This window comes from Halobacillus andaensis (assembly GCF_014636475.1).
GTDB classification, from domain to species: domain Bacteria; phylum Bacillota; class Bacilli; order Bacillales; family Halobacillaceae; genus Halobacillus_A; species Halobacillus_A andaensis.
The window spans coordinates 499,422-523,672 of sequence record NZ_BMEL01000004.1 but is presented as its reverse complement, the minus strand read 5'-3'; the positions used below and the strand labels follow the sequence as shown (position 1 = coordinate 523,672).

At 38.2% G+C, this 24,251-nt stretch carries 26 protein-coding genes and 1 riboswitch; of the genes, 5 read left to right on the top strand and 21 right to left on the bottom strand.

Annotated features, from left to right (window positions below):
* From IEV27_RS17265 to IEV27_RS17255, 3 genes are all read right to left on the bottom strand, one after another.
* Positions 1-1,176, bottom strand: coding sequence for an acetyl-CoA C-acetyltransferase (locus tag IEV27_RS17265; RefSeq protein ID WP_188378741.1), 1,176 nt, complete (start codon positions 1,174-1,176; stop codon positions 1-3).
* 21 nt (positions 1,177-1,197) lie between these two features.
* Entirely contained in the window at positions 1,198-3,597 is a 2,400-nt protein-coding gene (locus IEV27_RS17260; protein ID WP_188378740.1) for a 3-hydroxyacyl-CoA dehydrogenase/enoyl-CoA hydratase family protein, read from the bottom strand.
* A gap of 174 nt (positions 3,598-3,771) precedes the next feature.
* The gene (locus IEV27_RS17255; RefSeq protein WP_188378859.1) at positions 3,772-4,689 is read right to left on the bottom strand and encodes a proline dehydrogenase family protein; all 918 of its coding nucleotides are present in this window, start codon (positions 4,687-4,689) and stop codon (positions 3,772-3,774) included.
* A 223-nt stretch (positions 4,690-4,912) separates the two neighbouring features.
* On the opposite strand from IEV27_RS17255, the gene IEV27_RS17250 reads away from it, so the two are divergent.
* Both IEV27_RS17250 and IEV27_RS17245 read left to right on the top strand, forming a co-directional pair.
* On the top strand, positions 4,913-5,176 hold the full coding sequence (locus tag IEV27_RS17250) for a hypothetical protein (RefSeq protein WP_188378739.1): 264 nt from the start codon (positions 4,913-4,915) through the stop codon (positions 5,174-5,176).
* Between the two features lie 12 nt (positions 5,177-5,188).
* Positions 5,189-5,524, top strand: coding sequence for a spore coat protein (locus IEV27_RS17245; RefSeq protein WP_188378738.1), 336 nt, complete (start codon positions 5,189-5,191; stop codon positions 5,522-5,524).
* A 47-nt stretch (positions 5,525-5,571) separates the two neighbouring features.
* Here IEV27_RS17245 and copZ read toward each other — a convergent pair whose 3' ends face one another.
* From copZ to IEV27_RS17195, 10 genes are all read right to left on the bottom strand, one after another.
* Complete coding sequence (copZ, locus tag IEV27_RS17240; protein WP_188378737.1) at positions 5,572-5,778, bottom strand: copper chaperone CopZ; 207 nt, start codon at positions 5,776-5,778, stop codon at positions 5,572-5,574.
* 19 nt (positions 5,779-5,797) lie between these two features.
* Positions 5,798-8,176, bottom strand: a complete 2,379-nt coding sequence (locus tag IEV27_RS17235; protein WP_188378736.1) for a heavy metal translocating P-type ATPase — start codon at positions 8,174-8,176, stop codon at positions 5,798-5,800.
* Between the two features lie 12 nt (positions 8,177-8,188).
* On the bottom strand, positions 8,189-8,503 hold the full coding sequence (locus tag IEV27_RS17230) for a metal-sensing transcriptional repressor (RefSeq protein WP_188378735.1): 315 nt from the start codon (positions 8,501-8,503) through the stop codon (positions 8,189-8,191).
* A gap of 110 nt (positions 8,504-8,613) precedes the next feature.
* Entirely contained in the window at positions 8,614-9,375 is a 762-nt protein-coding gene (locus tag IEV27_RS17225; protein WP_188378734.1) for an STAS domain-containing protein, read from the bottom strand.
* Positions 9,362-10,021 (bottom strand): cobalamin B12-binding domain-containing protein, encoded by a 660-nt coding sequence (locus tag IEV27_RS17220; RefSeq protein ID WP_188378733.1) that lies wholly within the window; start codon positions 10,019-10,021, stop codon positions 9,362-9,364. Before IEV27_RS17220 ends, IEV27_RS17225 begins: the two co-directional genes overlap by 14 nt.
* 20 nt (positions 10,022-10,041) lie before the next feature.
* Complete coding sequence (locus tag IEV27_RS17215) at positions 10,042-10,398, bottom strand: hypothetical protein (RefSeq protein ID WP_188378732.1); 357 nt, start codon at positions 10,396-10,398, stop codon at positions 10,042-10,044.
* Positions 10,395-10,700: an antibiotic biosynthesis monooxygenase family protein gene (locus IEV27_RS17210; RefSeq protein WP_188378731.1), complete on the bottom strand. Its 306-nt coding sequence runs from the start codon at positions 10,698-10,700 to the stop codon at positions 10,395-10,397. The genes IEV27_RS17215 and IEV27_RS17210 overlap by 4 nt, the downstream gene beginning before the upstream one ends.
* A 165-nt stretch (positions 10,701-10,865) precedes the next feature.
* Positions 10,866-11,675, bottom strand: coding sequence for a VLRF1 family aeRF1-type release factor (locus IEV27_RS17205; RefSeq protein ID WP_188378730.1), 810 nt, complete (start codon positions 11,673-11,675; stop codon positions 10,866-10,868).
* Positions 11,676-11,969: 294 nt separating this feature from the next.
* A complete protein-coding gene (locus IEV27_RS17200) occupies positions 11,970-12,860 on the bottom strand; it encodes a glycine betaine ABC transporter substrate-binding protein (RefSeq protein WP_188378729.1) in 891 nt (296 codons plus the stop codon).
* Between the two features lie 182 nt (positions 12,861-13,042).
* Entirely contained in the window at positions 13,043-13,237 is a 195-nt protein-coding gene (locus tag IEV27_RS17195; RefSeq protein ID WP_188378728.1) for a YfhD family protein, read from the bottom strand.
* A 79-nt stretch (positions 13,238-13,316) separates the two neighbouring features.
* Positions 13,317-13,419: riboswitch (guanidine-I (ykkC/yxkD leader) on the top strand.
* A 50-nt stretch (positions 13,420-13,469) separates the two neighbouring features.
* Between IEV27_RS17195 and IEV27_RS17190 the strand changes: the two genes are divergently transcribed.
* Together IEV27_RS17190 and IEV27_RS17185 are read left to right on the top strand one after the other, a co-directional pair.
* Positions 13,470-13,814: a DMT family transporter gene (locus IEV27_RS17190; RefSeq protein ID WP_188378727.1), complete on the top strand. Its 345-nt coding sequence runs from the start codon at positions 13,470-13,472 to the stop codon at positions 13,812-13,814.
* Positions 13,811-14,125, top strand: a complete 315-nt coding sequence (locus tag IEV27_RS17185; RefSeq protein WP_188378726.1) for a DMT family transporter — start codon at positions 13,811-13,813, stop codon at positions 14,123-14,125. Before IEV27_RS17190 ends, IEV27_RS17185 begins: the two co-directional genes overlap by 4 nt.
* A 257-nt stretch (positions 14,126-14,382) precedes the next feature.
* Here the strand turns inward: IEV27_RS17185 and IEV27_RS17180 are convergent, their stop codons facing one another.
* The 7 genes from IEV27_RS17180 to IEV27_RS17150 form a co-directional block, all read right to left on the bottom strand.
* Complete coding sequence (locus IEV27_RS17180; protein ID WP_188378725.1) at positions 14,383-14,997, bottom strand: PH domain-containing protein; 615 nt, start codon at positions 14,995-14,997, stop codon at positions 14,383-14,385.
* 54 nt (positions 14,998-15,051) lie between these two features.
* Positions 15,052-15,879, bottom strand: a complete 828-nt coding sequence (locus IEV27_RS17175) for a carbohydrate ABC transporter permease (RefSeq protein ID WP_188378724.1) — start codon at positions 15,877-15,879, stop codon at positions 15,052-15,054.
* Positions 15,880-15,894: 15 nt separating this feature from the next.
* Positions 15,895-16,737, bottom strand: coding sequence for a carbohydrate ABC transporter permease (locus tag IEV27_RS17170; RefSeq protein WP_229735413.1), 843 nt, complete (start codon positions 16,735-16,737; stop codon positions 15,895-15,897).
* 169 nt (positions 16,738-16,906) lie between these two features.
* Positions 16,907-18,163, bottom strand: coding sequence for an ABC transporter substrate-binding protein (locus IEV27_RS17165; RefSeq protein WP_188378722.1), 1,257 nt, complete (start codon positions 18,161-18,163; stop codon positions 16,907-16,909).
* Between the two features lie 19 nt (positions 18,164-18,182).
* Complete coding sequence (locus IEV27_RS17160; RefSeq protein ID WP_188378721.1) at positions 18,183-20,300, bottom strand: amylo-alpha-1,6-glucosidase; 2,118 nt, start codon at positions 20,298-20,300, stop codon at positions 18,183-18,185.
* Positions 20,301-20,387: 87 nt separating this feature from the next.
* Positions 20,388-21,401, bottom strand: coding sequence for a LacI family DNA-binding transcriptional regulator (locus tag IEV27_RS17155; RefSeq protein WP_188378720.1), 1,014 nt, complete (start codon positions 21,399-21,401; stop codon positions 20,388-20,390).
* 138 nt (positions 21,402-21,539) lie between these two features.
* The gene (locus IEV27_RS17150; protein WP_188378719.1) at positions 21,540-22,706 is read right to left on the bottom strand and encodes an MFS transporter; all 1,167 of its coding nucleotides are present in this window, start codon (positions 22,704-22,706) and stop codon (positions 21,540-21,542) included.
* Positions 22,707-22,835: 129 nt separating this feature from the next.
* Between IEV27_RS17150 and IEV27_RS17145 the strand changes: the two genes are divergently transcribed.
* The gene (locus IEV27_RS17145) at positions 22,836-23,594 is read left to right on the top strand and encodes a TrmB family transcriptional regulator (RefSeq protein ID WP_188378718.1); all 759 of its coding nucleotides are present in this window, start codon (positions 22,836-22,838) and stop codon (positions 23,592-23,594) included.
* A gap of 366 nt (positions 23,595-23,960) precedes the next feature.
* On the opposite strand, the gene IEV27_RS17140 is transcribed toward IEV27_RS17145, so the two are convergent.
* The gene (locus IEV27_RS17140; RefSeq protein WP_188378717.1) at positions 23,961-24,200 is read right to left on the bottom strand and encodes a hypothetical protein; all 240 of its coding nucleotides are present in this window, start codon (positions 24,198-24,200) and stop codon (positions 23,961-23,963) included.
* Between the last annotated feature and the right edge of the window lie 51 nt (positions 24,201-24,251).

Sequence of the window (24,251 nt, the reverse complement as noted above, 5' to 3'; positions counted from 1 at the left end):
TTAAATTAATTCAAATACTCCAGCAGCGCCCATACCGCCGCCAATACACATTGTCACTACTCCAAACTGCTCGTTTCTTCGTTTCATTTCGTGTATTAAGCTTAGCGTCAATTTTGTACCCGTGCAGCCAAGTGGATGACCTAAAGCAATTGCCCCACCATTGACGTTGACTTTGTTCATGTCTAAACCTAGTTCACGAATGACTTGAAGGGACTGAGAAGCAAAGGCTTCATTTAATTCAAATAAACCTATATCTTCAATTGTTAACCCCGCCATCTTTAATGCCTTCGGTACAGCTTCTATGGGGCCTACCCCCATAACTTCTGGTTCTACCCCAGCTACAGCAAATGATCGAAATTTTACTAAGGGTGTTAAACCATTAGCTTCAGCTTTTTGACGGTCCATTACAAGAACAGATGCAGCCCCGTCACTCATTTGAGAAGAGTTACCTGCCGTCACTGACCCTTTGACTGAAAAGGCTGGTTTTAATTTAGCTAATACATCAACGGTCGTTCCAGGTCGGACTCCCTCATCCATAGATAAAACCTTTGTTCCCTCTTTCACCTTGTTGTCATTTCCTACAACTCGATTTGTAACTTCAACGGGTACAATCTCATCCTCGAATTTACCTTCTTTTAAAGCCGCTTCTGCCCTTTTGTGGCTTTGTGCAGCAAATTCGTCTTGATCCTGCCTTGAGATGTTAAATCGATTTGCGACTTCTTCTGCTGTATGCCCCATAGACATGTAGTACTCAGGGGCATTCTCAACCAATTGAACATTCGGTTTAATCACATGACCTCCCATAGGGATAAGGCTCATAGATTCTGCGCCTCCTGCGATGGCAGTATCAATGTGACCTAACATAATTTTTTCTGCTGCGTAAGCAATACTTTGTAACCCAGATGAACAGTAACGGTTTATCGTAATCGCAGGAACTTTATGATGGAGTCCAGCTAATCCAGCTATATTACGAGCCATGTTCATTCCTTGTTCCGCTTCAGGCATCGCACATCCAATAATGACATCATCTATATTCCCTTCGTAATTACCGGCACGTTTCAATGTTTCTTTTATCGTTAAGGCAGCTAGATCGTCTGGCCGCGCACTCGCAAGAGATCCCTTTTTGGCTCTGCCTACAGGTGTTCTAGCTCCTGCAACAATGACTGCTTCTTTCACGATTTTTCCCCCTTTTTGGTATTAGTTACGTAGTGGTTTCCCTTTCATTAACATGTGCTGCATCCTCTGCTGTGATTTTCCTTCTCCAACAAGACTTAAAAAAGCTTCTCTTTCTAGATCTAACAAATATTGTTCATCAACAAACGTTCCCTCTTTCACACGTCCGCCTGCTAGCACAAAAGCTAGTTTTTCAGCAATCTTTAAATCATGTTCACTTGCATAACCACTGAGGGCTAACGACTTAGCACCAAGCAGCATCGTAGCATAGCCTTGCTCTCCGACCACAGGTACCTTTGTACGTTTTGGTGCTTGATATCCTGACCTAGCTAAACCAAGCACTTTTTGTTTTGCATCATGCAGTAAGTGATCCTGATTCATACTTATGGCATCCTGACGATCCAAGAATCCATTTTCTTTAGCTTCTTCTGCGGAAGTAGAAACTTTAGCCATAGCTATCTTCTCAAAAACGCTATTTGCTACTTTCTGAAGGTCAAAATCTACTCCCTTAGGAATGTTTCTTAAATGTTTAATGTATAATTCTTTATTACCTCCACCGCCAGGTATTAGGCCAACTCCAGCTTCGACGAGTCCCATATAAGTTTCTGATGAGGCTTGAATGGCTGAAGAAGGTAAACAAACTTCTGCTCCTCCTCCAAGCGTCATTGCAAATGGAGCAGTTACTACTGGCTTATCAGAGTATTTCAAACGCATCATCGCATCTTGAAAGTGTTTAACAACCATTTCAATTTCAAAGAAATTAAAATCTTGTGCTTCCATTAAGATCATTCCAAGGTTTGCACCAACACAGAAGTTCTTTCCTTGGTTTCCAATAACCAATCCTTCAAAATTGTTATCTACTTCATCAATCGCGTGATTTATCATCTGTATAATATCTAACCCTATTGCATTACTTTGGGAGTGGAATTCAAGTCCTGCTACCCCATCCCCTAAATCAATTAAGCTAGCACCTGAGTTTTTCTTTAGTACTTCTTTTGTTTCTTTCAATCGTTTAATATTTATGTTTTTAGGATTAAATTGTTGAGGTTCATAACTGCCGTTGTCAAAATAGTAAACGGTTCCATTTTCTTGTTTATAAAAGGTTTCCATGCCGTTTTCGAGCATGTTTTTGACCCAATCAGGAATGGTTTCACCTTCTTCTTTCATGCGTTCTACAGATGCTCTCACACCTATTGCATCCCACATTTCAAAAGGACCTAATTCCCATCCAAATCCCCACCTCATTGCTTCATCAATAGAAGGAAGATCATCAGCTATTTCACTAGACAATTCTGCAGAATAGATAAGAACAGGTTTAACAACAGACCAGATGAAGTCTCCCGCCCGATCTCCTTTTGCAGTTACCAGAGCTTTCAGCTTCCGTTTTGATCCTTTTTCTTGTTTTGCAAGTTCTACGGCTTTTGATTTTAACTTTTCACTCGGTTCATAATCTAAGGTTTCAGGGTTTAACTGTAAGATCTGGCTTCCGCTTTCCCCTTTTTTCTTTAAGAAAAATCCTTGGCCGCTCTTAGCTCCTAACCAACCATTTTCCTGCATCGCTTTCATAAAATCAGGAACTTCAAATGCTTTCTTCTCTTCTCCTTCTACTTGGTCATAAACGTTATTTGCCACATGAATAAACGTGTCTAATCCAACCACATCAAGGGTGCGAAACGTTGCACTTTTCGGGCGTCCTATCAAAGGACCTGTCACGGAATCGACTTCCCCCACACTGTAACCGCCCTTAAGCATTTGTTGAACGGTAATTAGAAGTCCATAAGTACCTATGCGATTCGCAATAAAGTTAGGGGTATCTTTAGCTTCCACTACCCCTTTACCAAGCGTATCTTCACCAAATTTCTTCATAAACTTAAGTACGTCTTGGTCCGTATCTTTCGTTGGAATGATTTCTAATAATTTCAGGTAACGTGGCGGATTAAAAAAGTGGGTGCCTAAAAAGTGTTTACGTAAATCTTCACTGCAATCTTCTGACATCGCTTCTATAGATATTCCAGAAGTATTTGAGCTAATAATACTTCCCTGCTTTCGATGCTGATCTACTTGAGCCAGAACCTTTTTCTTCACTTCCAAATTCTCAACGACAACTTCGATCACCCAATCCACTTCACTCAATTTTTCCATATCGTCTGAGAAGTTCCCCACTTGAATTAAATCCAAGTTCTTTTGACTAGTTAAAGGTGAAGGTTTATGTTTTTTTAAAGCTTCTTTATTTTGAGCAGCTATTCGATTTCTAACTAAAGGATCTTCGAGAGTCAATCCTTTATCCTTTTCAGCATTCGTAAGTTCACGAGGTACAATGTCTAACATCAAAGTTGGTATTCCGACATTCGCCAAGTGAGCAGCAATACCAGCCCCCATAACTCCAGAGCCTAACACTGCAGCACGCTTGATTTTCTGGTTCATGTTTTATCCCCCTATCACTTTTTGAATGAACACTCATTCATTTTACAGGTAAAAAAATATTTTGGTGCAAATATTGGTATCTATTTCTACTATAAATTATATTCTGATATTTCGCAATCGTTTTCAAAAATAAAAAGAAATCAAGTATGTCAGACCCTCGTCCGACATACTTGATTATTTTCCAACAACTCCTTTTAATACAAACGCTACATTCGCCGGCCGTTCCGCTAAACGCCTCATAAAATAACCATACCAATCCGTACCATAAGGCACATAAACTCTCATTTTATATCCTTCTTTAACTAATTCTTCCTGCCGCTCCACTCGAATACCATATAACATTTGAAATTCAAATTGATCTAACGGAATATTATGCTCCTGAACAACCTTTAAAGTGTACTCAATCATTGCATCGTCATGAGTGGCTACAGCTGTATAATTCCCGTTAAGCAAGTGCATTTTTATAATCTTTTTATAGTTCTCATCAACATCTTTTTTATCTGGAAAAGCTACTTTAGGTGACTCTTTATATGCCCCTTTTACAAGTCTTAAATTAGGGTTGTACTGATTTAAATCTTCAATATCTTCTACAGCTCGATATAAATAAGATTGAATAACAGTACCTATATTGTTATATTCAGTTCGCAGTTCTTTAAATAATTTTATGGTCTTTTGGCATCTTTCAAAGTCTTCCATGTCGATCGTTATAAAGACATCTTTTTCTTCAGCCACTTGTAAAATTCTCTTCATGTTTTCTAAAGCTAGCTCATAAGAAATGTCTAACCCCATAGATGTTAACTTTAGAGACAGCTGTGAATCCAGTTTATGCTCAGCAATAGCTTTAACAGCTTCAATGCATTCATCCGCAGCTTCTCTAGCTTCTTTTTCTGTATCAATAAATTCACCCAAATGATCGATGGTGACGCTCATCCCCTGGCCATTTAACTTTTGTATCGTATTCACAGCATTAGGTATCGTTTCCCCGGCTACAAAACGTCCCGCACCGAAACGTAATCCGTATCGTCTAGCCAGTTTCGTAAAAAATTTATTTTTAGATAAAAATAAGAAGAAGTTCCTTAAAATTTGTTCCATCAAACCCCTACCCCCAAGAAAATATTAAATTCTCTATACCTTTGGCACTGAAATTATAAAAATATTTTGTATTGTAAACGATAACATATTTATATTTTATCACCAGTTTACAAAATTGGGTACAATTTCGCATGAATTAACCTTTTCCCACCCTGTAATTTCTATCATATTCGACAGATATTCGGGCATATTAAAAGTGATTTTAAAAAAGGAGGACGAATATATGCAACAGCAGAACGTAAACCCTAATGTGCAGGGATCTCAACCAATGGAACAAGTGCCTGAAATCGTTAGTACTAAGGATCAGCTTTACATTACTGATATGCTTTCTTGGAACTTGAACGCTTGTAAAAAAGCTCACTTCTTTGCTGAACAGTGTCAGACCCCTGAATTGCAACAAGCATTAGAAGACGCAGGTCAAATGCATCAGCGTCATTACAACAAAATTTTAGAGCATTTAAATACAAGCCCACAAAAAATGAATTAAGGAGTGTTCGTTATGCAGCAAAATCAGCAAAATAAAATTCAAAATCCAGAAACCCAAATTCCTAAAACGCCTCAGATGAACGAGCGAGATTTCGTCAATGATTTATTAACCACTGAAAAATACATGACAGGCGCCTACAATATCGCACTTAATGAAGCGAGTAATCAGACTTTGTATCAAGACCTAGCTACGATATTTAAAGAAACACAAGATTGTCAGCGAAACCTTTACAATCTCATGTTTAAAAACGGATGGTATGCTCTTGAACAAGCAGAACAAACAAAGGTTCAGAATTCTTATCAACAGTTTTCTGGTTATAAAAATCAGCTTCCTTACGCTGTTCAATAAGATTAAAGGCCCAATTCGAACGTTCGAATTGGGCCTTTTCTTTCTTCTTAACCCACAGGTTCATAACCTTGGGCTTCAATAGCTTCTTTCATCATACTTTTAGTAACATAAGCTTCATCAAAAGTAACATCCACTTTTCCACTTGTAAGATCTACATTCACTCCATGTACACCTTCTAAAGTGTTTAAAGCATCTTTTACTGATTTCTCGCAGTGCCCACAACTCATACCGTTTACTTCTAGTGTCAATTGCATTCAAAACATCACCTTTCTATTACAATTTTAGTTTTTTCAACCTTAATGAATTAGAAACTACACTAACTGAACTGAAAGCCATCGCTGCCCCTGCAATCCACGGAGCCAGCAATCCTAAAGCTGCTACAGGAATACCGGCTGTATTATAAGCAAGTGCCCAAAACAAGTTTTGACGAATGTTCTTCATCGTTTTCCTGCTAAGTTCAAAGGCTTTAGGAATAAGTTCTAAATCTCCACCTAGTATAGTTAAATCTGCAGCTTCAATAGCTACATCTGTACCTGTGCCAATTGCTATTCCTAAGTCACTAATAGCTAAAGCAGGAGCATCATTTATTCCGTCTCCAACCATGGCTACCACATAACCTTCTTTACGAAGGTTTTCAATTTCTTCCGCTTTTTGTTCAGGCAGCACTTCAGCAATCACCTTATCTATTCCAGCTTGAGCGGCAATGTGATGTGCTGCTCGCCGGTTATCGCCTGTGAGTAATATTAACTGATTCCCTTGCTCTTTAAGTTGATTTAAAGCATGCTTGGCAGACTCCTTAATGGTGTCCATAACAGCTAGTAACCCTTTTACTTCGCCGTTTACACCTATAAGCATTACCGTTTTTCCTTCATTCTCTAAATCAGTCATTTGGCTTTCATATTGGGTGTATTCCACACTTTGCTCATTAAATAACTTCCTATTTCCAATTAATATTGATTTTTGATCGACATCTGCTTTTAAACCCTGACCTGTTATAGCTGTAAATTCACTTACATCATAAATGATCGCTTGCTTCAGTTGACCATATTTAGTGATTGCTTCAGCGAGCGGATGTTCTGATCGTTTTTCGGCACTTACAACTAAATCCAATGTCTCTCCATCGGCCGTAAAGTCAGTGACTTCAGGTTTACCATTTGTTATTGTGCCTGTTTTATCAAATACCACGGTATTCACACTTTGTGCTTTCTCCAAGTATACTCCACCTTTAAATAAAATACCCATTTCTGCCCCTTTACCTGTTCCTACCATAATTGAAGTGGGGGTTGCTAACCCTAGAGCACATGGACAAGCAATTACTAATACTGCTATAGAAGCCACAAGCGCTGAAGCCATTGAACCAGGATCAATAAAACTAATCCACACTACAAAAGTAAGCATGGCAATGGCTACAACAATGGGTACAAAATAACCTGAAATGACATCAGCCATCCGTTGTATGGGTGCTTTAGATCCTTGAGCCTCCTCTACAACCTTTACAATAGAGGCTAAAGCTGTATCCTTCCCTACTTTCGTAGCCTTCATTTGTATAGAACCATTTTTATTCAAGGTGGCTCCTATTACTTCTTCGCCCATTTGTTTAGATACAGGCATGGATTCACCGGTAATCATAGATTCATCAACATGAGTTTCTCCACTAACGACGACACCGTCTACTGGAATTTTTTCACCTGGCTTTACGATAACGATATCCTCTACCTCTACTTCTTTTAGAGGTATCGTTATTTCCTCTCCATTTCGTAAGACAGTTGCTTCTTTGGCCTGTAAATTAAGCAAGGCGGATAAAGCTTGTGTTGTTCTTCCTTTAGCTCTAGTTTCAAAATACTTTCCTAGTAACACTAAAGTAATTAAAATGGCACTTGTTTCAAAATACAAATGTACTTCCCCGGAGGCCCCCGCACTGAACCGAATAGCTTCGCTTAAGCTGTAAAAATAGGCTGCGCTTGTGCCTAAAGCTATTAATACATCCATATTCGCGCTTTTGTTCTTAAGCGTATGGTAAGCCCCGCGGTAAAACTGCCAACCAATTACAAATTGCACGGGAGTAGCTAATGCAAATTGGAACCAGGGGTTCATAAATATCATAGGTAACGAGATACCTAATAAGTGATCTAGCATGGTTAAAAGAAGCGGAAAGGAAAGAAGCGTTGAAGCCACTAAATATTTCTTTTTGCGAACTAATTCATCTTCTTTTCGTTGATTCGAAAGTTCTTCATTTTCCCTAACCTTTGCTTCGTAACCAAGCTGGTTAACCTTTTTAATAATAGAGTCGGTAGTAACCATGCCTTCAGTAAAAGAAACGTTAGCCGTTTCATTCGCTAAGTTGACTGAGGCTGATTTTACACCAGGAGTTTTTTGAAGGACCTTCTCGATACGAGAAGAACACGCGGCACACGTCATTCCTGATACGTTAAACTCTTCTTTTGCTTCAGCCACATTATATCCTAGCCTTTCAATTTCATTGACTACCTCATTTGAACTTACTTGTTGATCATCATACTTCACTTCAGCTCTTTCAATAGCTAAATTAACCTGAGCCGTGACTCCATTCATTTTGTTTAAGACTTTTTCAATTCGTGAGGAGCAAGCTGAACATGTCATTCCCTCAATAGGAAGAGAAATTTGCTTTTCCATCTATATCACCCCTTATTTACTAAATTGTTTCATTACTTTAATTAATTCATCCATCGCCTCTTCACCATTTCCCGAACGTACAGCATCACTTACGCAGTGCTTCGCGTGTCTTTCCATGAGTGAATACCCTACTTTTTGCAAAGCCGAATCAATGGCCGAAATCTGTACAAGAATATCTACACAATAACGATCGTCCTCAACCATACTTTGTATTCCTCTAACCTGACCTTCTATTCGTTTTAACCGATTGATCACTTGAGTTTTTTCATCTTCCGACCTCTTTTTTACTGGTTTCTTCCCACTGTTTTCTGGTAATTGATCCACCATATCGTTACACCCCTCAACGTTATTGTTACTTAATACTATACCCCTGTATGGTATTATATGAAAGTCTTTTGCTTATGACAAAAAAAGCGACCCGAGGATCGAGTCACTTTTTATAAACAATATTTAGAAATCGCTTGCTGCAATGAGTGAAGAAATTTGACTTCGAGAGGCACATCAAGCTCGTAAAGCTGTTTTGCTTGCTTAGGTTTAACTCCAATAACGATGATCTCAGTACCCATATAAAAGAGAGAGGTCATCATGTTTGCCAGTACATGGACACCCTCCCTGTTCATCTCGCCAACCGCTGTAAAGTCAAATAACAGTCGATCGATATCCTCTTTTTGCGAAGATTGGAGCAAGTAATCTTCTACCGTTTGCATTTTCTCAGAGGTTAAATCTCCAAATAAAGGAATCAGTGCTGTATCGTTCGTTAGTTCTATAAAAGGAGCCGAAAGCTTATTGTTCTGTTCGATGGCTTCTTCCAGCTTTTCTTTTTCTTCAAGTAATTCAAAATTGGTTTCATTCAATCTTGATCTTAGTTGATGTAACGTATTTGTTACTTTAGTCAACTTCTCATCTTTAACCATGACAATGACTTCTGCATACAAGTCGTTATTCCAAGTAACATACATATCAGCAGTTAATGGTTCTACTTCCCCATTTAAAGGCTTTAAATGAATCTCTAGTGCAGAATTATGAAGGTCTGGAGACACCCACTTTTTCACTTTATCTACACTTTCTTCATCAACAATATCAAGAAGGTTCTCCGGGGTGCCACACAGTATACTCGCTTCCTTCGAAAAAGATTGCACAATGAAGTTTTTATTAATTTTAAAATAAGGTAACGGGAAGGAACGTTCAGCTTGTTTCATTCACGACGCCTGCCCTTCCTTCTTTAAACCATTGATTCAAGTGGTTTAAGTCTTTCATAATCACCACTTGATCAGACTCTAATTCCTCTAGCTCAAATTTCTTGGCCATTCTTCCGCCAATCATAATTAAAGGTTTCCACTCTAACCTGCGAAATTCATTGACTAATTTCTTTAACGCAGGTAAACGATAAGAAAGAGCAGCTGATAAGCCTATTACATGCGGCTTATAACGGTGAATCTGAGTCAGAGAATGTTCCCCCCCTAAATTAGGGCCTAGATATCGAACTCGCCACCCTTGCTCTTTAAAAGTATCAGCTACCATTTTCAAGCCTATATAATGCTGTTCCTCTTCCACACCGAAGAGCAAAGCTTTAAAACTCTTTTGTCGATCTCCACGAATATTTAATGCTTCAGCTTCTATCTTAGATAATACAAAATCACAAATAGCTGTAGCAAGGTGTTCATCCGCCACAGAAATTTCGTTTCTTTCCCATAGTTCTCCTACATGATACATCGCTGGTGTAATGATGTCCTCATATAAATAAAGTCTCGGGTGCTCAACTAACAATTGTTCTATAAATATCAGCGCCTGATCTTCGTCACCATCCAGAAAATAGTGGGCTAATGTTTCATGATGTTGTTTCAAAGTCTCACCTCTTATTGCAATCACTCACGCAAATTTTCCAACGCAAGCTTCAAATGATTTATAAATGAATCTTTTTCTCGTTCATCTTCCCAGTCCATCACTACTAAATGGCGAATTAACCTTTCGTAATTATCAATAATTAATTCGGTACCCACTCCTCGAGAAGTTAGAACATTTTCCAACCACGACGTATAATCTAAGAAGAATTCGGCACTTTTCATTTCATAAGATGCATATAAATGATCAATATGATGATAATTATCTTCTTCCGTTCGGTCACGTCCATTTTGTCCAAAACGATCCCATAATGTAGGGTGAGCCTTGTAAATTTCTTCAACAACTCGACCGACTAGTTGATCTTTTTCACGATTATTCATTGAGCGACTACCTCATATTTTTTCACTTGAGGTACAATGCCCTGTAATTCCTGGTCTGGATAGTTCTTTTCAAGCTCATGGATTTTTTTAAATTGTTCGCTACGTGCCCAATTTAAATAAGACTGTTTATCTTTCCATTCCATGTGAACGGTTAACTCCCCAGGTTTTCGTTCGTTTTGCAGTAATTGAAACGTTAAGAAACCTTCAGCTTCATCGACTAGACGGGAGCGATTTTGATAAATGGAAATTAATTCATCCGCTTTATGATTGGGGACAACTACGGTTGAATCGACAACGTACATACTTGAAAGCTCCTCTTCTCTTATTTTCATTGAATACTATTTTATCATATTGTTAACACTTATGTATAACTGTTACGCTTGGACCTTAGACAAAATCATTCATTTTTAGACAAAAAAAGAGCTGAACCTAAGTTCAGCTCTTTTTATTATTTCAATATAATTTCCCTATTGAGTAATAACTTCATTTACGACCTTCGATTCTTCATGGTCTAACAAGTTCTTATTTACAAATTCATTCACTGGCTTATTCATATTATCATCTAAATCTTTCAATTCTTCTTTATCTCCTACCATATAAATACGTTCCCAGTCGTATTCTTTGGCTAGCTTATCAAGCTTTGGAGCTACACTCTTATACCAACGGTAGCGATTAGCCTCAAACCGTTCTTCGAATTGATCTTGTTTCGAATTTTTAGCTCCACCGCTCCCCATAGAAGCATTTGCTCGGTGAGGTCCTTGATGCTGGCGCCAATCTTCAGTATCTAAATCTAGTTCAAATAGTTGAGTATCATTTACCATACCTAGATTCGCATCAATACACTTAATTTGATTTTTTTGAGTCAAGATAATTCCTGTTTTAGGAAATTTTTCTCTCATTTGTTTTAATTGATCTAACACTGGCTCTGATTCCCAATAAAATTCGCTCTCTACTGGCATTTGAAAACGTTCAGCAAACCAAACTGTATCATCACCTGTAGCGATGACTACAGCACTTTTAGCAAACTGCTGTTCATTTTCTTCAATAAAGTTTTGAACTTTCTCTTTGACAGCCCAGAAGTTTCTCTTTTCATCAGAATCTCCGTCTTCTTTCAAATAGGATTCAAAATTATTCAATCCATTTTTCAAATGAATTTTCCATTCTCCACCCTGTTGATCAGGATCAGAAGGATCAGTATTTAAATACATTGTAAAAACTTGCTGGGGCTTTTCTAAGTGTATGTTTTCTAGTTTCTTAATTTCTTTATTTAAATCCATAAACTAAATCGACTCCTTTTTCTTCGTTATCTGCGTTCTAGTTAGTATGTTTCCTGTAAGAAGCCTTGTTAAACTTGATTATTTTTTAAATTTTTCTCCTTACCTTTTCCTTTCTTAACTTTTGAGTATTTTAATTTTATCTTCTTTTGCAAAATATTAAATTCTTTCATTAAATAGGCGACCCCTCTAAGTGAATCTATGGTACATAAAATCAGGTCTTCTCTTTTATAAGCTACAGAGGCACAAACAAAATAAGCACCCTGCTATATATAGCAGGGTGCTTATTAACTAAATTTACTCCATCCACTCATCAATAACATCTTGGTTTTCATCGATCCACGCTTGAGCGCCCTCTTCTTCGGAGTCCGCTTCGTTAATAGATGCCATTAGTTCACCTAGTTGCTGGTCATCTAACATAAAGTTATCAAACCACTCAACAAGTTCAGGGTTGTCTTCTTCTAGGTCTAAACGAGCAGCGTAAGAGATATCCTCAGAATCCCCATATACGTTTTCAGGGTCTTCTAAGAATTTAAGATCCATTTCAGAGAATGCCCAGTGTGGAGTCCAATGAGTAACAACGATCGGCTCTTCATTTTCAATTGCATTTGTAAGTTCAGTCATCATAGAACCTTCAGAGGATGCTGCTAGAGAATAATCAAGGTCATATTCTTCAATAGCATCATCTGTTAAAGACATAATACTTGCACCGGAATCGATACCAACTATTTGACCGTCAAGCTCATCAACGTTGTCGTTTAAATCTTCAATGGAATTAACATCTTCCATATAAGACGGAACGACAAGGCCAAGCTCAGTTCCTTCATACCAAGTTTCACGCCAGTCGATATCTTCTTCATATTGTTCGTAAAAAGAAGCGTCAGTATTTGGCAGCCAGATTTCCATACCAATATCTAAGTCACCTGCTGCAAGTGCTTCATATAATACTCCTTTTTCTACTTGCTCAAGTTCAACATCGTATCCTTCTTCTTCAAGTACAATCTTCCACATGTTAGAGACAGCAATGTTTTCTGCCCAGTTATTCATACCAATGCTTACTTCTTTATCTCCTGAAGATTCTTCTCCACCTTCATCTCCAGAATCAGACTCTGAGTCGCCCCCGCATGCTGCTAATACTAATGAAGAACCAAGTAATACAGCCGGAAGCCATTTACGTAAACTTTTCATAATAATTCCTCCTCCTATTTTTCAAAACATTACACGAATTTTTCAATACAGTTACGAAGTATATCATAAAATGTCGAAAGTTGAAACAATTTAAACTGTACAAAAAAATAAAACAGGATAATCTTAAAAAAGCACTCAGCTTCATAGCTTTTAAAGCCTGAAGTGTGAGTGCAAATAGCTAATTAGTGTTTTCTCTTTGATTCATGGTTTGCACGACGATCGGCTGCTTCACTTCTTCTCATCGCTTCCATATCTTCGTGATCGGCCATATCTTGAGAAAACTCTACATCCACTCCATCATGTTTTTCATGGTTAGGTGTTTGAGATAGTTTCTGTTTCTTTCTAGCATTTGAATTTTTGTGTTCATCTCTTCCCATTTTTCACCCTCCTTTTACATTTGTTATTTTTAGGGTTTGCCATTAAAGTATTCTTATTCTATACTGATACTAATTTCATCCAAATGTTTTCTAGGGTTCCGCAATGAATCAAGTAATTGGACTGGTCCAAGAGAAAGCGCACAGGATACACTGTGACACGGAGGGACAAAAGCCCGGGAGATATCTTATAAAAAAGATATCTCCTTTTTTTATTACGAAGGGAGAGACATTAATGGTCGCTAAGGAGTGGAGAAAATTAGTAATTGCTGCAGGATTTGAAGTAGGCTGGGTGATCGGTTTAAAACACGCTTCTACCGTTATAGAATGGATACTCACTTGTCTGGCTATTTTCATTAGTTTTTATTTGCTTATTGCTTCTGGGCGACTCCTCCCTGTCGGTACAGCCTATGCTGTGTTTACAGGTTTAGGTGCAACGGGCACAGTAGTCGCTGAAATTGTGTTATTTAACGAAGAAATCAATATAATAAAGTTATTATTTATCGCCTTATTAGTAAGTGGAATTATCGCATTAAAAATTATAGATCCTCCTAAACAAGCTGAGGAGTCTACATTATGAGTTGGATTTTCTTAATTGCAGCCGGGTTATTTGAGATGAGTGGAGTACTAATGATTAATGTTTATCAATATCATAAAAACGTTTCTTCTTTACTAGGTTTAGTTGCTTCTTTTTTATTAAGTTTTATTTGCTTATCTGTTGCCATGGACAGTCTCCCTATGGGGACCGCCTATGCTGTATGGACAGGACTTGGAGCTGCAGGCGGAGCTATACTAGGAATGATTTTTTATAATGAATCAAAAGATTGGCGGCGAATCCTTTGTATTTCTATCATTATCGCTGCTGTAGCAGGCATAAAACTTTCTGAATAAAAAAGCATCACTTCCTTAAGAAGTGATGCCAGCATGTAGAGAAAGGCTTTTCTCTGCATGCTTTTTTCTTTTTTAAATGAGGATAAATATTCCTTACGATAGAAAGCCACTAGTTAAAATGACGTACGAGGCTTATCCAACTGGACTATAAGAGTTTCCGGGCCTCTATAATAGAGGAAGCATGGGCTACCAAATCAACATCATTCAAGTTTTTTCTACAGCCAGCCATAACTTCCTTAGAAAAGGGATGCTTCCTATTAATTTTTGATAAAAAGCTCAAATACATGGCCAAAGTCTTTAATATGATATTGGTTTTTAGTTTCTAAAAGCCAATTAAAGGTGGTTTCATTGATATCTCTAAATTCATGTGATAAGCGTGTTTCATGCGTTCGACTATTTTGTAACGTAGCCGACGCAGTGTTTAGGCTTTGATGTGCATAGTCAGTAAAGGTTTTATTCTCTTCTGTAGTCTCTGAAATTTTTAACAGAGATTTGTACAAATCCTTCACCTCTTCAATAAACTTCTTATGCACATCAATATCGAATTCCTCATTCCCAAGGTTGAACTTAATTTCGACATCTAAATCTATCGTGCCTGCTGTTTCCAGTTCAATATTTGAAAACGTATGGGTGTAATATGGGTAACGTCTAAGCGTACGCTTTTTACTTGTAGCACTTGTTCCATCTACATGAATCAGCGCTTTATTCGTAAAGCAATATTCATCGGCCTTCGATTTAATTAAAAAATATATTTTCTCTCCATCTTCATGCATGACATAATCATCAGCGTCTACTTTGTCATAGTCCTCCGGGGAGATTACACTGCCTATGTCACTTAACCCTAAAGCATCTGTCGCCATCTTTTTGAACATATCAGCCCTCCTAATGAATGTACTCTTCATTCATTTTATCACAAAGGAGTGCTTTTACTTATCTGCCGTGAAGGAAAGTCCCTTCATGAAGAACTTGTTAAAGAACATATAAATAACGAGCACGGGAAGCGTAAATACCATAGAGGCCGCCATAATATAGTTCCAATAGGTAACATATTGACCTTTAAATGAATTAAGGCCGACTGTCAGCGTATACATTTCAGCATCCGTCATAATAATAAGAGGTCTCATAAAATCATTCCAAAAGCCCATGAACACGAAAATCGCTTGGGCTGCCAAAGCAGGTTTTGCTAAAGGAAGTACGACTTTAAGGAACATACCGAACCTTCCTAACCCATCTAGTGAAGCCGCTTCCTCTAACTCTTTAGGGAAATTAATAAAGAATTGTCTCATCATAAAGATAAAGGTTGCATTAATCATTGCCGGTACGATCATACCTTGATAACTATTAAGCCATCCTAGCTCTTTAAGAATTAAGTAGTTAGGAATCATCGTTACTTGAACAGGAATCATAATGACAGCTAGAATAAGCATGAACCACATCCGTTTTCCAGGGAAACTAATTCTAGCTAAAGCATACCCAGCCATGGAATTAAATAACAAATTCAGAGCTGTTCCACCCCCTGCAATAGCAACAGAGTTTAATAACCAGCGAAAAAATAAATCTTCTTCAATAAAAATCTGCTTATAGTTTTCGAACGTAAACTCTTTTGGAATAAAGTTCATAACTCCGCTTGAAATTTCCGCAAAAGTTTTAAAAGACGACGATAATGCCCACACGAAGGGAACTAACGTAATTAATGCATAGGTGATCAAAACAACATACAACAGTTTCTTAGCCCACGACTTTTTCTTTTGCATTATTGATCCCCTCCATTAATTGAATTGTTCTTCCTTCGATAAAACTCTCTGTAAAATACTCGCAATCAAGATAATTAACGCCAGGATAAATGCAATTGCCGTCGCATACCCCATCGTTCCCAACGATTTAAAGGCATATTGATAAATTAAAAGCACAACAGTTAGTGTGGAATTTGAAGGTCCACCAGACCCTCCTGAGAAAATGTACGACTGGTCAAACAATTGAAAGGTTCCGATTAATCCCATAATGACAACAAAAGAAGTAATAGGACGAAGCTGAGGCACTGTAATATGCCAGAAACGTTGAATGACGTTTGCACCGTCAAGTTCGGCTGCTTCATACAAATTCTTCGGCACCCCTTGCAATGCCGCCAAATATATGACCATAAATAATGGAGCTGTAGCCCAAATATTCATAATCATTATGGAATACAAAGCAATATTCGGGTCTCCTATCCAGTTGTATGTAGGCAAATTCACTTTGTCTAGTAGGTTATTAATTAGTCCATTCTGGTTGTACATCCACATAAAAATAAGTGTAAGAACTGCAGAAGATGTTAATGTTGGCAGAAAATAAATGATTCTAAAGATCTTCTCACCTTTTAAGCCGGCATTTAGTGTTGATGCTAGAAATAACGCTAAGAAAGTCTGAGCTGGAACTACAATTCCCACATACAAAGCGGTATTCACCAGCGCTCTTTTTGCCCGTGAATCCTCCATAATTCTTAAGTAGTTATCAACACCTGTATAATCGAGCACAGTACCGCCTAATAGAGTTACATCAAAGAATGAAAGGAAAACCGCATAAAGAACAGGTCCTAATATAAACACTAACAACACCAGGATCGTTGGCAGCATAAAACCGTAACCTTGAATGATACTCCTTAACAACCGAGTATAATTTCTTTTCTTTTTGCTTTTCACTTTTGAATAACTTCCTGCCTCAGCCCGTTCCATATGAGGCCCTCCCTTTTATTCGAATTTTTCAATAGCGATCATGGGTGGTGCATAATCGCTATTGATGTTTTTATTCACCTATTTCACTATTTGCCACGTCTTCACCAGTTTCTAATGCTTCTTCAAGTGATTTTTCCCCAAGGAAAGCAGACAAGAATTCGTTATCAAAGTTATTATAAATAGTTGGTAAATTCGGCCCGTCTGACCAAGCTGTAGCATACTCAGCGCCAGCTACTAAAGGACCTCGAATTTCATCGTCTTCATATCCTAGTTCTTCTGCAACTGATGCCCTGGCAGGCAGTTCCAGCCCTGTTTCTGTCCACGTTTTCATTCCTTCTTGACCAGTTAAGTAAGAGATTAGTTTCCAGGAAGCTTCTTTCTTTTCTGAAGCTTGGTTCATTACGTAAGATACTGTAAACGCCATGGTACCTTGTGAATCATTGAAAGTAGGAATTTCTGAAACACCATACTCCATATCTGGGAAGGTTTCGTTTAAGTATGGAACGTTCCAATTCCCCTCCATAACCATAGCAGCACGCCCTTGACCAAACATTTCTCCTGTGGATTCCGCACCCATCTCTGATGGAGCAGCTGCTGCTTCATGTTCGTTTCGCAAATCAACAATCGGTTGTAATGCATTGACTACTTCCTCACTTCCAAATGCTGCTTTACCATCTACAACCATGTCTCCTTCTCCAGACTCCCCAATAAATTGGTTGCGTGCCATTTCTGGAGAAATCCCTAGACCAACCGTATCCTCTGTCGTCAATTCTTTGGCAGCTTCTTCTAGCTCCTCCCAGTTGGTCGGAACATCTACGCCTGCTTCATCAAGCATTTCTTTGTTATAGAACAAGCCTAAAGTAGAGTATCCTTTCGGAAAACCATACACTTCACCTTCCTCATCTTTAAAAGGATCGATTAAATTTTCTTCAAAATCACCTGCATCAAAATCTTCGTCTACGTAACTATTAAGAGGTTCGAGAACGCCCGTTTCAATAAGAGCAGGTGCTTCAACAGCATCTAAGTAGAATACGTCAGGTCCTTCCCCACCTACTAAACGAGTTTTAAGGACATCCATATACTGATCGGCAATCACTTCATGTTTCACTGTAATATCCGGATTCTCTTCTTCAAAATCTTCGAGCTGCTGTTTTAAAAGTTTCTCTTCTTCAGGGGAAGAAGACCATCCTGCTAAAGAAATTTCTGTTTTACCATCTTCGGTTTCGCTTCCTCCGTCACCAGAAGTTCCATCGTTTCCTGAACAACCTGCTGCGATCAGTAATAATGTTAATAGAGAACTTAAAATCATCCACGATTTTGTTTTCATAACTTTCTCCTCCTTCAATTTATTTAGATTCTACAGGTTGTGAGGAAACCACTTTTAAACCTGTAGTATTTTCTAATACGTTTACTCGAATAAAACCATCTTCTCTTTTCAGTTTAAGACTTAAATATCCTCTTCCTACTGGCAATTTCTCAACTTCTAAGTGATTCATATCATCTAAAAGAGTTGGGTTAAGTATAATTTTTTCTGTTAAAACATTTGGAAATAGCCCTAAGAGTGACTGGATAAATGTTAATGAAGTTCCAGCTGCCCATGCCTGAGGAGAGCAAGCTACTGGGTAACGAATAAGTCTTCCTTTTTCCTTCTCATAACCGCAAAACAATTCAGGAAGTCGATAGTAGTCAAATTCAGAAGCTGCTTGCAACAATCCTTCCACTGTAGTTTTCAACTCTTTTGTATAACCCCGTTTACTCATGCCTAAAAGAGCAAGACTGTTATCATGCGGCCATACACTGCCATCGTGGTAACTCATTGGATTATAAGCTTTTTCAGAAGTGGCCATCGTACGTATGCCGTAACCTGAGAACATAGAAGGAGAAACCAGCTTTTCCGCTACAGCACGACTTCTGTTTTCTGAAGCAATACCTGAAATTAGTGTGTGACCAGGATTTGAAGTAATTGAACCGACTTGTTTTTTCTCTTTATCTAAAGCTATTGCGTAAAATCTTTCTTCCTCTAACCAGAAAGCGTTTTCATAAAGGTCGCTTAACTTTTCTGCTTCTTGTCTGAGAAGGGTGGCTTTTTCGCCTTGACGGACAGCTTCGTAAACATCTGCAAGCCCTGTTTTTGCATGATAGACATACCCTTGCACTTCTGATAATGCTATCGGAGCTTCGGCATATTTACCCGAGCGGTGGACTACTGAATCCGCTGAATCTTTCCACCCTTGATTTGCAATCCCCTTTGCAGATTCTTGGAAATACTCTACAAATCCATCCTGATCACGATCTCCATATTTGTTAATCCACTCGAGCGCCTGGTCTACGTTATCTTGTAGCAATTCAAATGTTTTAAGATCTCCTGTCCATTTCACATACTCGCTTAATAGTACAAGAAACAACGGCGTCGCATCGATCGTTCCATAGTAAGGAGTGAATGGAACCTGATTTGTGTTTGCCAGTTCTCCGTAGCGAATTTCATGCATAATTTTCCCTGGCTGTTCATCTCTCCACTCGTTTTCTTTCGTTCCTTGCAGAGAAGCCATTGTAAACAAGGTGCCTTTCGCTGCTTCAGGATAGAAAGGAAGCATTTGCCACGCAGCAATTAAGCTGTCTCTTCCAAACGGAACGCCGAACCAAGGCAAACCCGCAACTGGAAAAGGACCATGACCTAAGTTCGTCAGTAATACTCTTAAGTCATTTAACCCTTGCTTTACTGATCCATTAAGAACTTCAGAATCTGAAGATACCGACGGCAGCTCAGCGTTCCACTGTTCATGTGAGGATTCAAGCTTTTCCAGTGCCTCTTCATAATTTAAAGGAACGCCTGCAAATTGATCTTTAATAGCTGCAGAAACGTTTAGTATAAGTTCTTTCTCTTCTTGAGGCTTAAGGCTGAAAGGGAAATGTATCAGAGTCCGATCATCTTTGTCGGCTTTCCCTTGTTGATTCCAGCTTAAAGTGGTTGAACGATCTAGGTCATCTGCTCCTTCGTAGTGAAAGGATAGCTGATCATGATCAGAAAGAGTTTCAGTAAGACGTCCAATATTGCCTGATTGAAATCCACGAATTAAAAACATATCTTTAAAATCTGCTTGCGCTTTTACACTGAAAGTAAATTCGATGGATTGTGGACTGTAATTCTTAAAAGAAATCTTTTCATAGAGAACGTTCTCTACAATGAATTGTTCTCTAGCCACCTCTAAGGATTCTCTCCAAAGTTTAATTTCCCCGTTTTCTTCTTGATGGGGGTTGGTTAACGTCATACGAGAAACATAATTACTAGATCCATCAGAATCCAATAAAATCGGTGATTCTCCATTTATGAAAGTTTCAAAATGGCTTAAAAATCTCGTATCTTTTATGTAAAGACCTAAACCATAAGCGTCCTCGGAGAATATGTTCCCACTTGGATTAGTTAGTAAGAACATATTATTTTCTTTAATTGCTCTATAATTCATAAAACCCCTCCTCCATGTATGAACCAAAACGTTTCGGAAAGTATTTTAAAATTCACCCGAAACGTTTCGGGTTTGGTTAAAAAAATTTTATAAGCGAATAGATGTTGATTGCCTGATTTTAAGTTCAGTTTCTAAAATGCATCTTTCAGGCGGCTGGTGATGCTTAAGCATATTCGTAAGCATCCGAGCAGCATTATAGCCTAAATCGTATTTATTTTGCGAAACTGTAGTTAAGGCTGGTGAAATGTAGCTTGATAATGGAATATCATCATAGCCAATAATGGATAAATCTTCAGGAATCTTATAATTCAATTCTTTAGCAGCTTCTATGGACCCTATAGCCATTAAATCACTTGCACAAAATATACTTGTGATATCTGGTTGTTCTTTTAGCAAAGCTAACGTTTGCTTATAGGCTTCTTCTTCTATGAACGAACCGTTCTTTACATACTCAGCTATAAATTGAATGTTATTTTGTTGTAGGGCTAGCTTATATCCCTCTAATCTTTCTTTACTTACAAAAGCTTGTTCATGTCCATTAACCATGGCTATTTTACGATGACCGAGTTCGATTAAATGATTAACCGCCACTCTTGCTCCTTCTTTGTTATCCGTCGATACATAACCTACATGGTCAGAACTTACAGGAATATCAATAAAAACACATGGAATATCTGATTCCATTACTTCTTCCAAATATGGGTCGTCGGTTTTTATCCCTTGAAGTATAACCCCATCTACCCGCCTCTCTTTACAAAGCTGAGTATAGGTCTTCTTTCGCTGCTTCGAAGAATCTGTGTTAAATAACACTAAGTCATATTTTGTTTCAGCAACAAAATTATTAATGCCTGACATGACTTCTACTGTAAATCCATCTTTCACACTTTCTTTCGTAAAACCAGATACGAGCAAACCGATCGTTTCGGATTGATTTTTAACTAAGCTTCTAGCTAGAGAGTTCGGGCTGTAATTTAACTCTTTCGCTACATCTTCTATCTTCTTACGTGTTTTTGCATTCACGTCTGAATAGCCATTTAAAGCGCGAGAGACTGTTGTAACTGATACTCCAGCCTGTTTGGCTATATGTTTGATTGTAGTCATAGCACGCCTCCAAAACGTTTCGGATCAACTTGTAAACAACATTAAACCAATTTTCTAACAATTGCAACCCCTTTCATAAAATTTAATGAATAAGACCACACCCTTCCAATAATTGGGTAAAGAGGTGTGATCTTGAACTTAAACTGAGCTTTCTGATGCTGTAATCGTGCGGTTTCTTGTAATAGAGAAAAAGGCGGTAATTAACGCAACTAACACAAACAATCCGCCTACGGAAGCATTGTGGATAACAGAGGCTTGTTCAATGACGACGGCCCCTACTGTAGATCCCATGGCAATACCAAAATGAAGTGCAGAATTATTTAGACTTTGTTGAATATCAGACGTTTCTGGTGCTGATGTGATCAGATAACTTTGCTGAGCAGGAGTTATCGCCCAACTTAACATACTCCAAACAACCATAATAATTAAGAATAGGGGAAAGGAAAATGTTACAAATGGGATAAGGAATATCGCAATAGCAAAAGAGCCAATTATGGCTATAATACTGCGTTCCGATCCCCATCTATCAGATATAAGACCTCCGATACCACCACCTAGCACTGCGGCTACACCAAATATAAAATAAACAATACTTACCCAGGTACCATTTAAACCTAACATCGTTTTTAGAAAAGGTGTTAAATACGCATAAAGTGTTAAATGGCCAGTTAGGAATAGAAAGGAAGTAAGTTGGGCAGAAAATATTTTGCTGTCTTTCAATGTACGAATCTGCTCTTTAATAGGTAATGCTGGTTTGGGCTCAATTTTTTCTAATGAGAAAGCTACTACTACCATAGAAGCAAGAGTTAAGATAGCAACGAGCAAAAATGGTGATCGCCATCCAAAAGCATTGCTTAACGTTAATCCGATCGGCACTCCTAATACTAGTGACCCGCTAATCCCCATGTAAATGATTCCAATAGCACGTGCTTGAAACTCTTTTTTTACAATTGAAGACGCTATGGTGATTCCCAAAACAACTAATAACGAACCACTGGCTGCAGATATGATCCTTGCTAATAAAATGACGAAATACGTTGGACTCCAAAAAGCTAATAAATTTCCTAAGAAAAACACAAACAAAGATACAAGCGTCAATTTTTTTCTTTCGTATTTAGCCGTCACGGTTAATAAAATAGGTGAGGCTATCGCAAACACAAGTGAGAAGATTGTAATAAGAAGACCTGCCTGCCCCAATGAAACGTTTAAATCCCCTGCTATTAAATCAAGTGTTCCTCCAATGATTAACTCGACTGTCCCTACTACAAACGAAACAATCGCTAACATATAAACTTTTTTATTCATTTATCTTTTCTCCCTTTTAAAAGTTACCACTACAATGGTAACCTTATAACAAAAGAAAAACAACCATTTTACGTTAGGAAATTCTCATTGTATTCTAGAGTTATCAGCTGAGGGAAGGAAGAAGACAACATGTTGCAAAAATTTGGGTTTACCCAATATGAAAGTCAGGTTTTTGAGGCGTTGACAGGGAGTCAAGAGCCATTGGATGCCACTACAATTGTAAAGTATTCAGGCGTTCCAAAGTCTAAAGTGTATGAAGTGTTGAGCAGACTCGTAGAAAAAGGATTGCTTCTCACTTCACATCAGCAAAAAAAGAAATTCTATAATGCGCTTCCTTTAGATACGACGATCGAAAAATTGACCTTAGAGTTTGAAACTCACATTAACGAATTAAAAGAAAGAAAATACACCCTTCCGCCTTCGGATGAACAAGTATGGTCCCTACAAAATAAACAAAGTATCCACTCGCTGTTACATCAAAAAGTCCAGCAAGCCACTCGTTCCATTTTTTTATCGGGCTGGAATGAAGATATACAGTCTCTTATTCCTATACTGGAACTTAAAAGTAAAAATGGAATTAAGGTAGAAATGTTATCCGTAGGTTCCATCCATACAGATTTAAAACATATTCATATTCTATACCCAGACGAAGGTCATGAAGCATTAGAACAATATCAGCTTGTCATCATCGATGAGGAGGAAATCATTTTTGCAGGGGTGGAACAAGAGCTTTGGCAAGGTATTACGACAAAGTCCAAGCCGCTTGTAAAATTTTTCACTGAATTCTTCCAGCACGATGTAGCTTTAACTGAAATCACGAAAAAATATGAAAAGACCTTGATGGAAGACGAAGAGATTAAGGAGATTTTAATGAAATTAAGGTATTAAAACAAAAAAACTCCCGTTATCTCCGGGAGTTTTTGAATGGACGTTCGGGCGAAAACCCGCGCTCCGGGGTCTCGGATCGCCCGTTTTCCCGCGCAAACGACAATAATGCAGCCATGCAGTTCTTTAGAACCTCCGAAGCTACGCACAACGTTTTTTTCTAATTCGATAAATCCACTTACCTTCAATGGAAAGCTGGTACAAACGAACCTGTTCTTTGTCCCTTTCCCATGGCGGGTCACTGTTTTTTAATGCTTTTGTTTTTTGGGGTGCACAGCGGTTAAAGAGTACACGTCTTACATTTTATAGGGGTCCGAGATAAAAAGATAAAAAAACTGTCGAGAACTTTCTCGACAGTTTTTTTAAAGATTAAACTTTTTCAACGACGAATGCTTTCTTTTCACGAAAGTATTTCTCACCATTGTCAGAAGAGTGCTCAAAGAACCCTTCAAATACATCGGTTACTTTATATTCACGTTCTGGGTCTGTAAAAAGTTGAGATTCATTATTAGCGAGCAATACGACATCCGTTGTACTCACAAAACTATCGAGTTCCTTCGCCGTATAATTTTTCCCTACTTCCACATTACTTAGACGATATTGTGACATCTGATTTCCCACCTTTCCTTTTCTTACCGATTCCCAGGATGAGAAATGGTA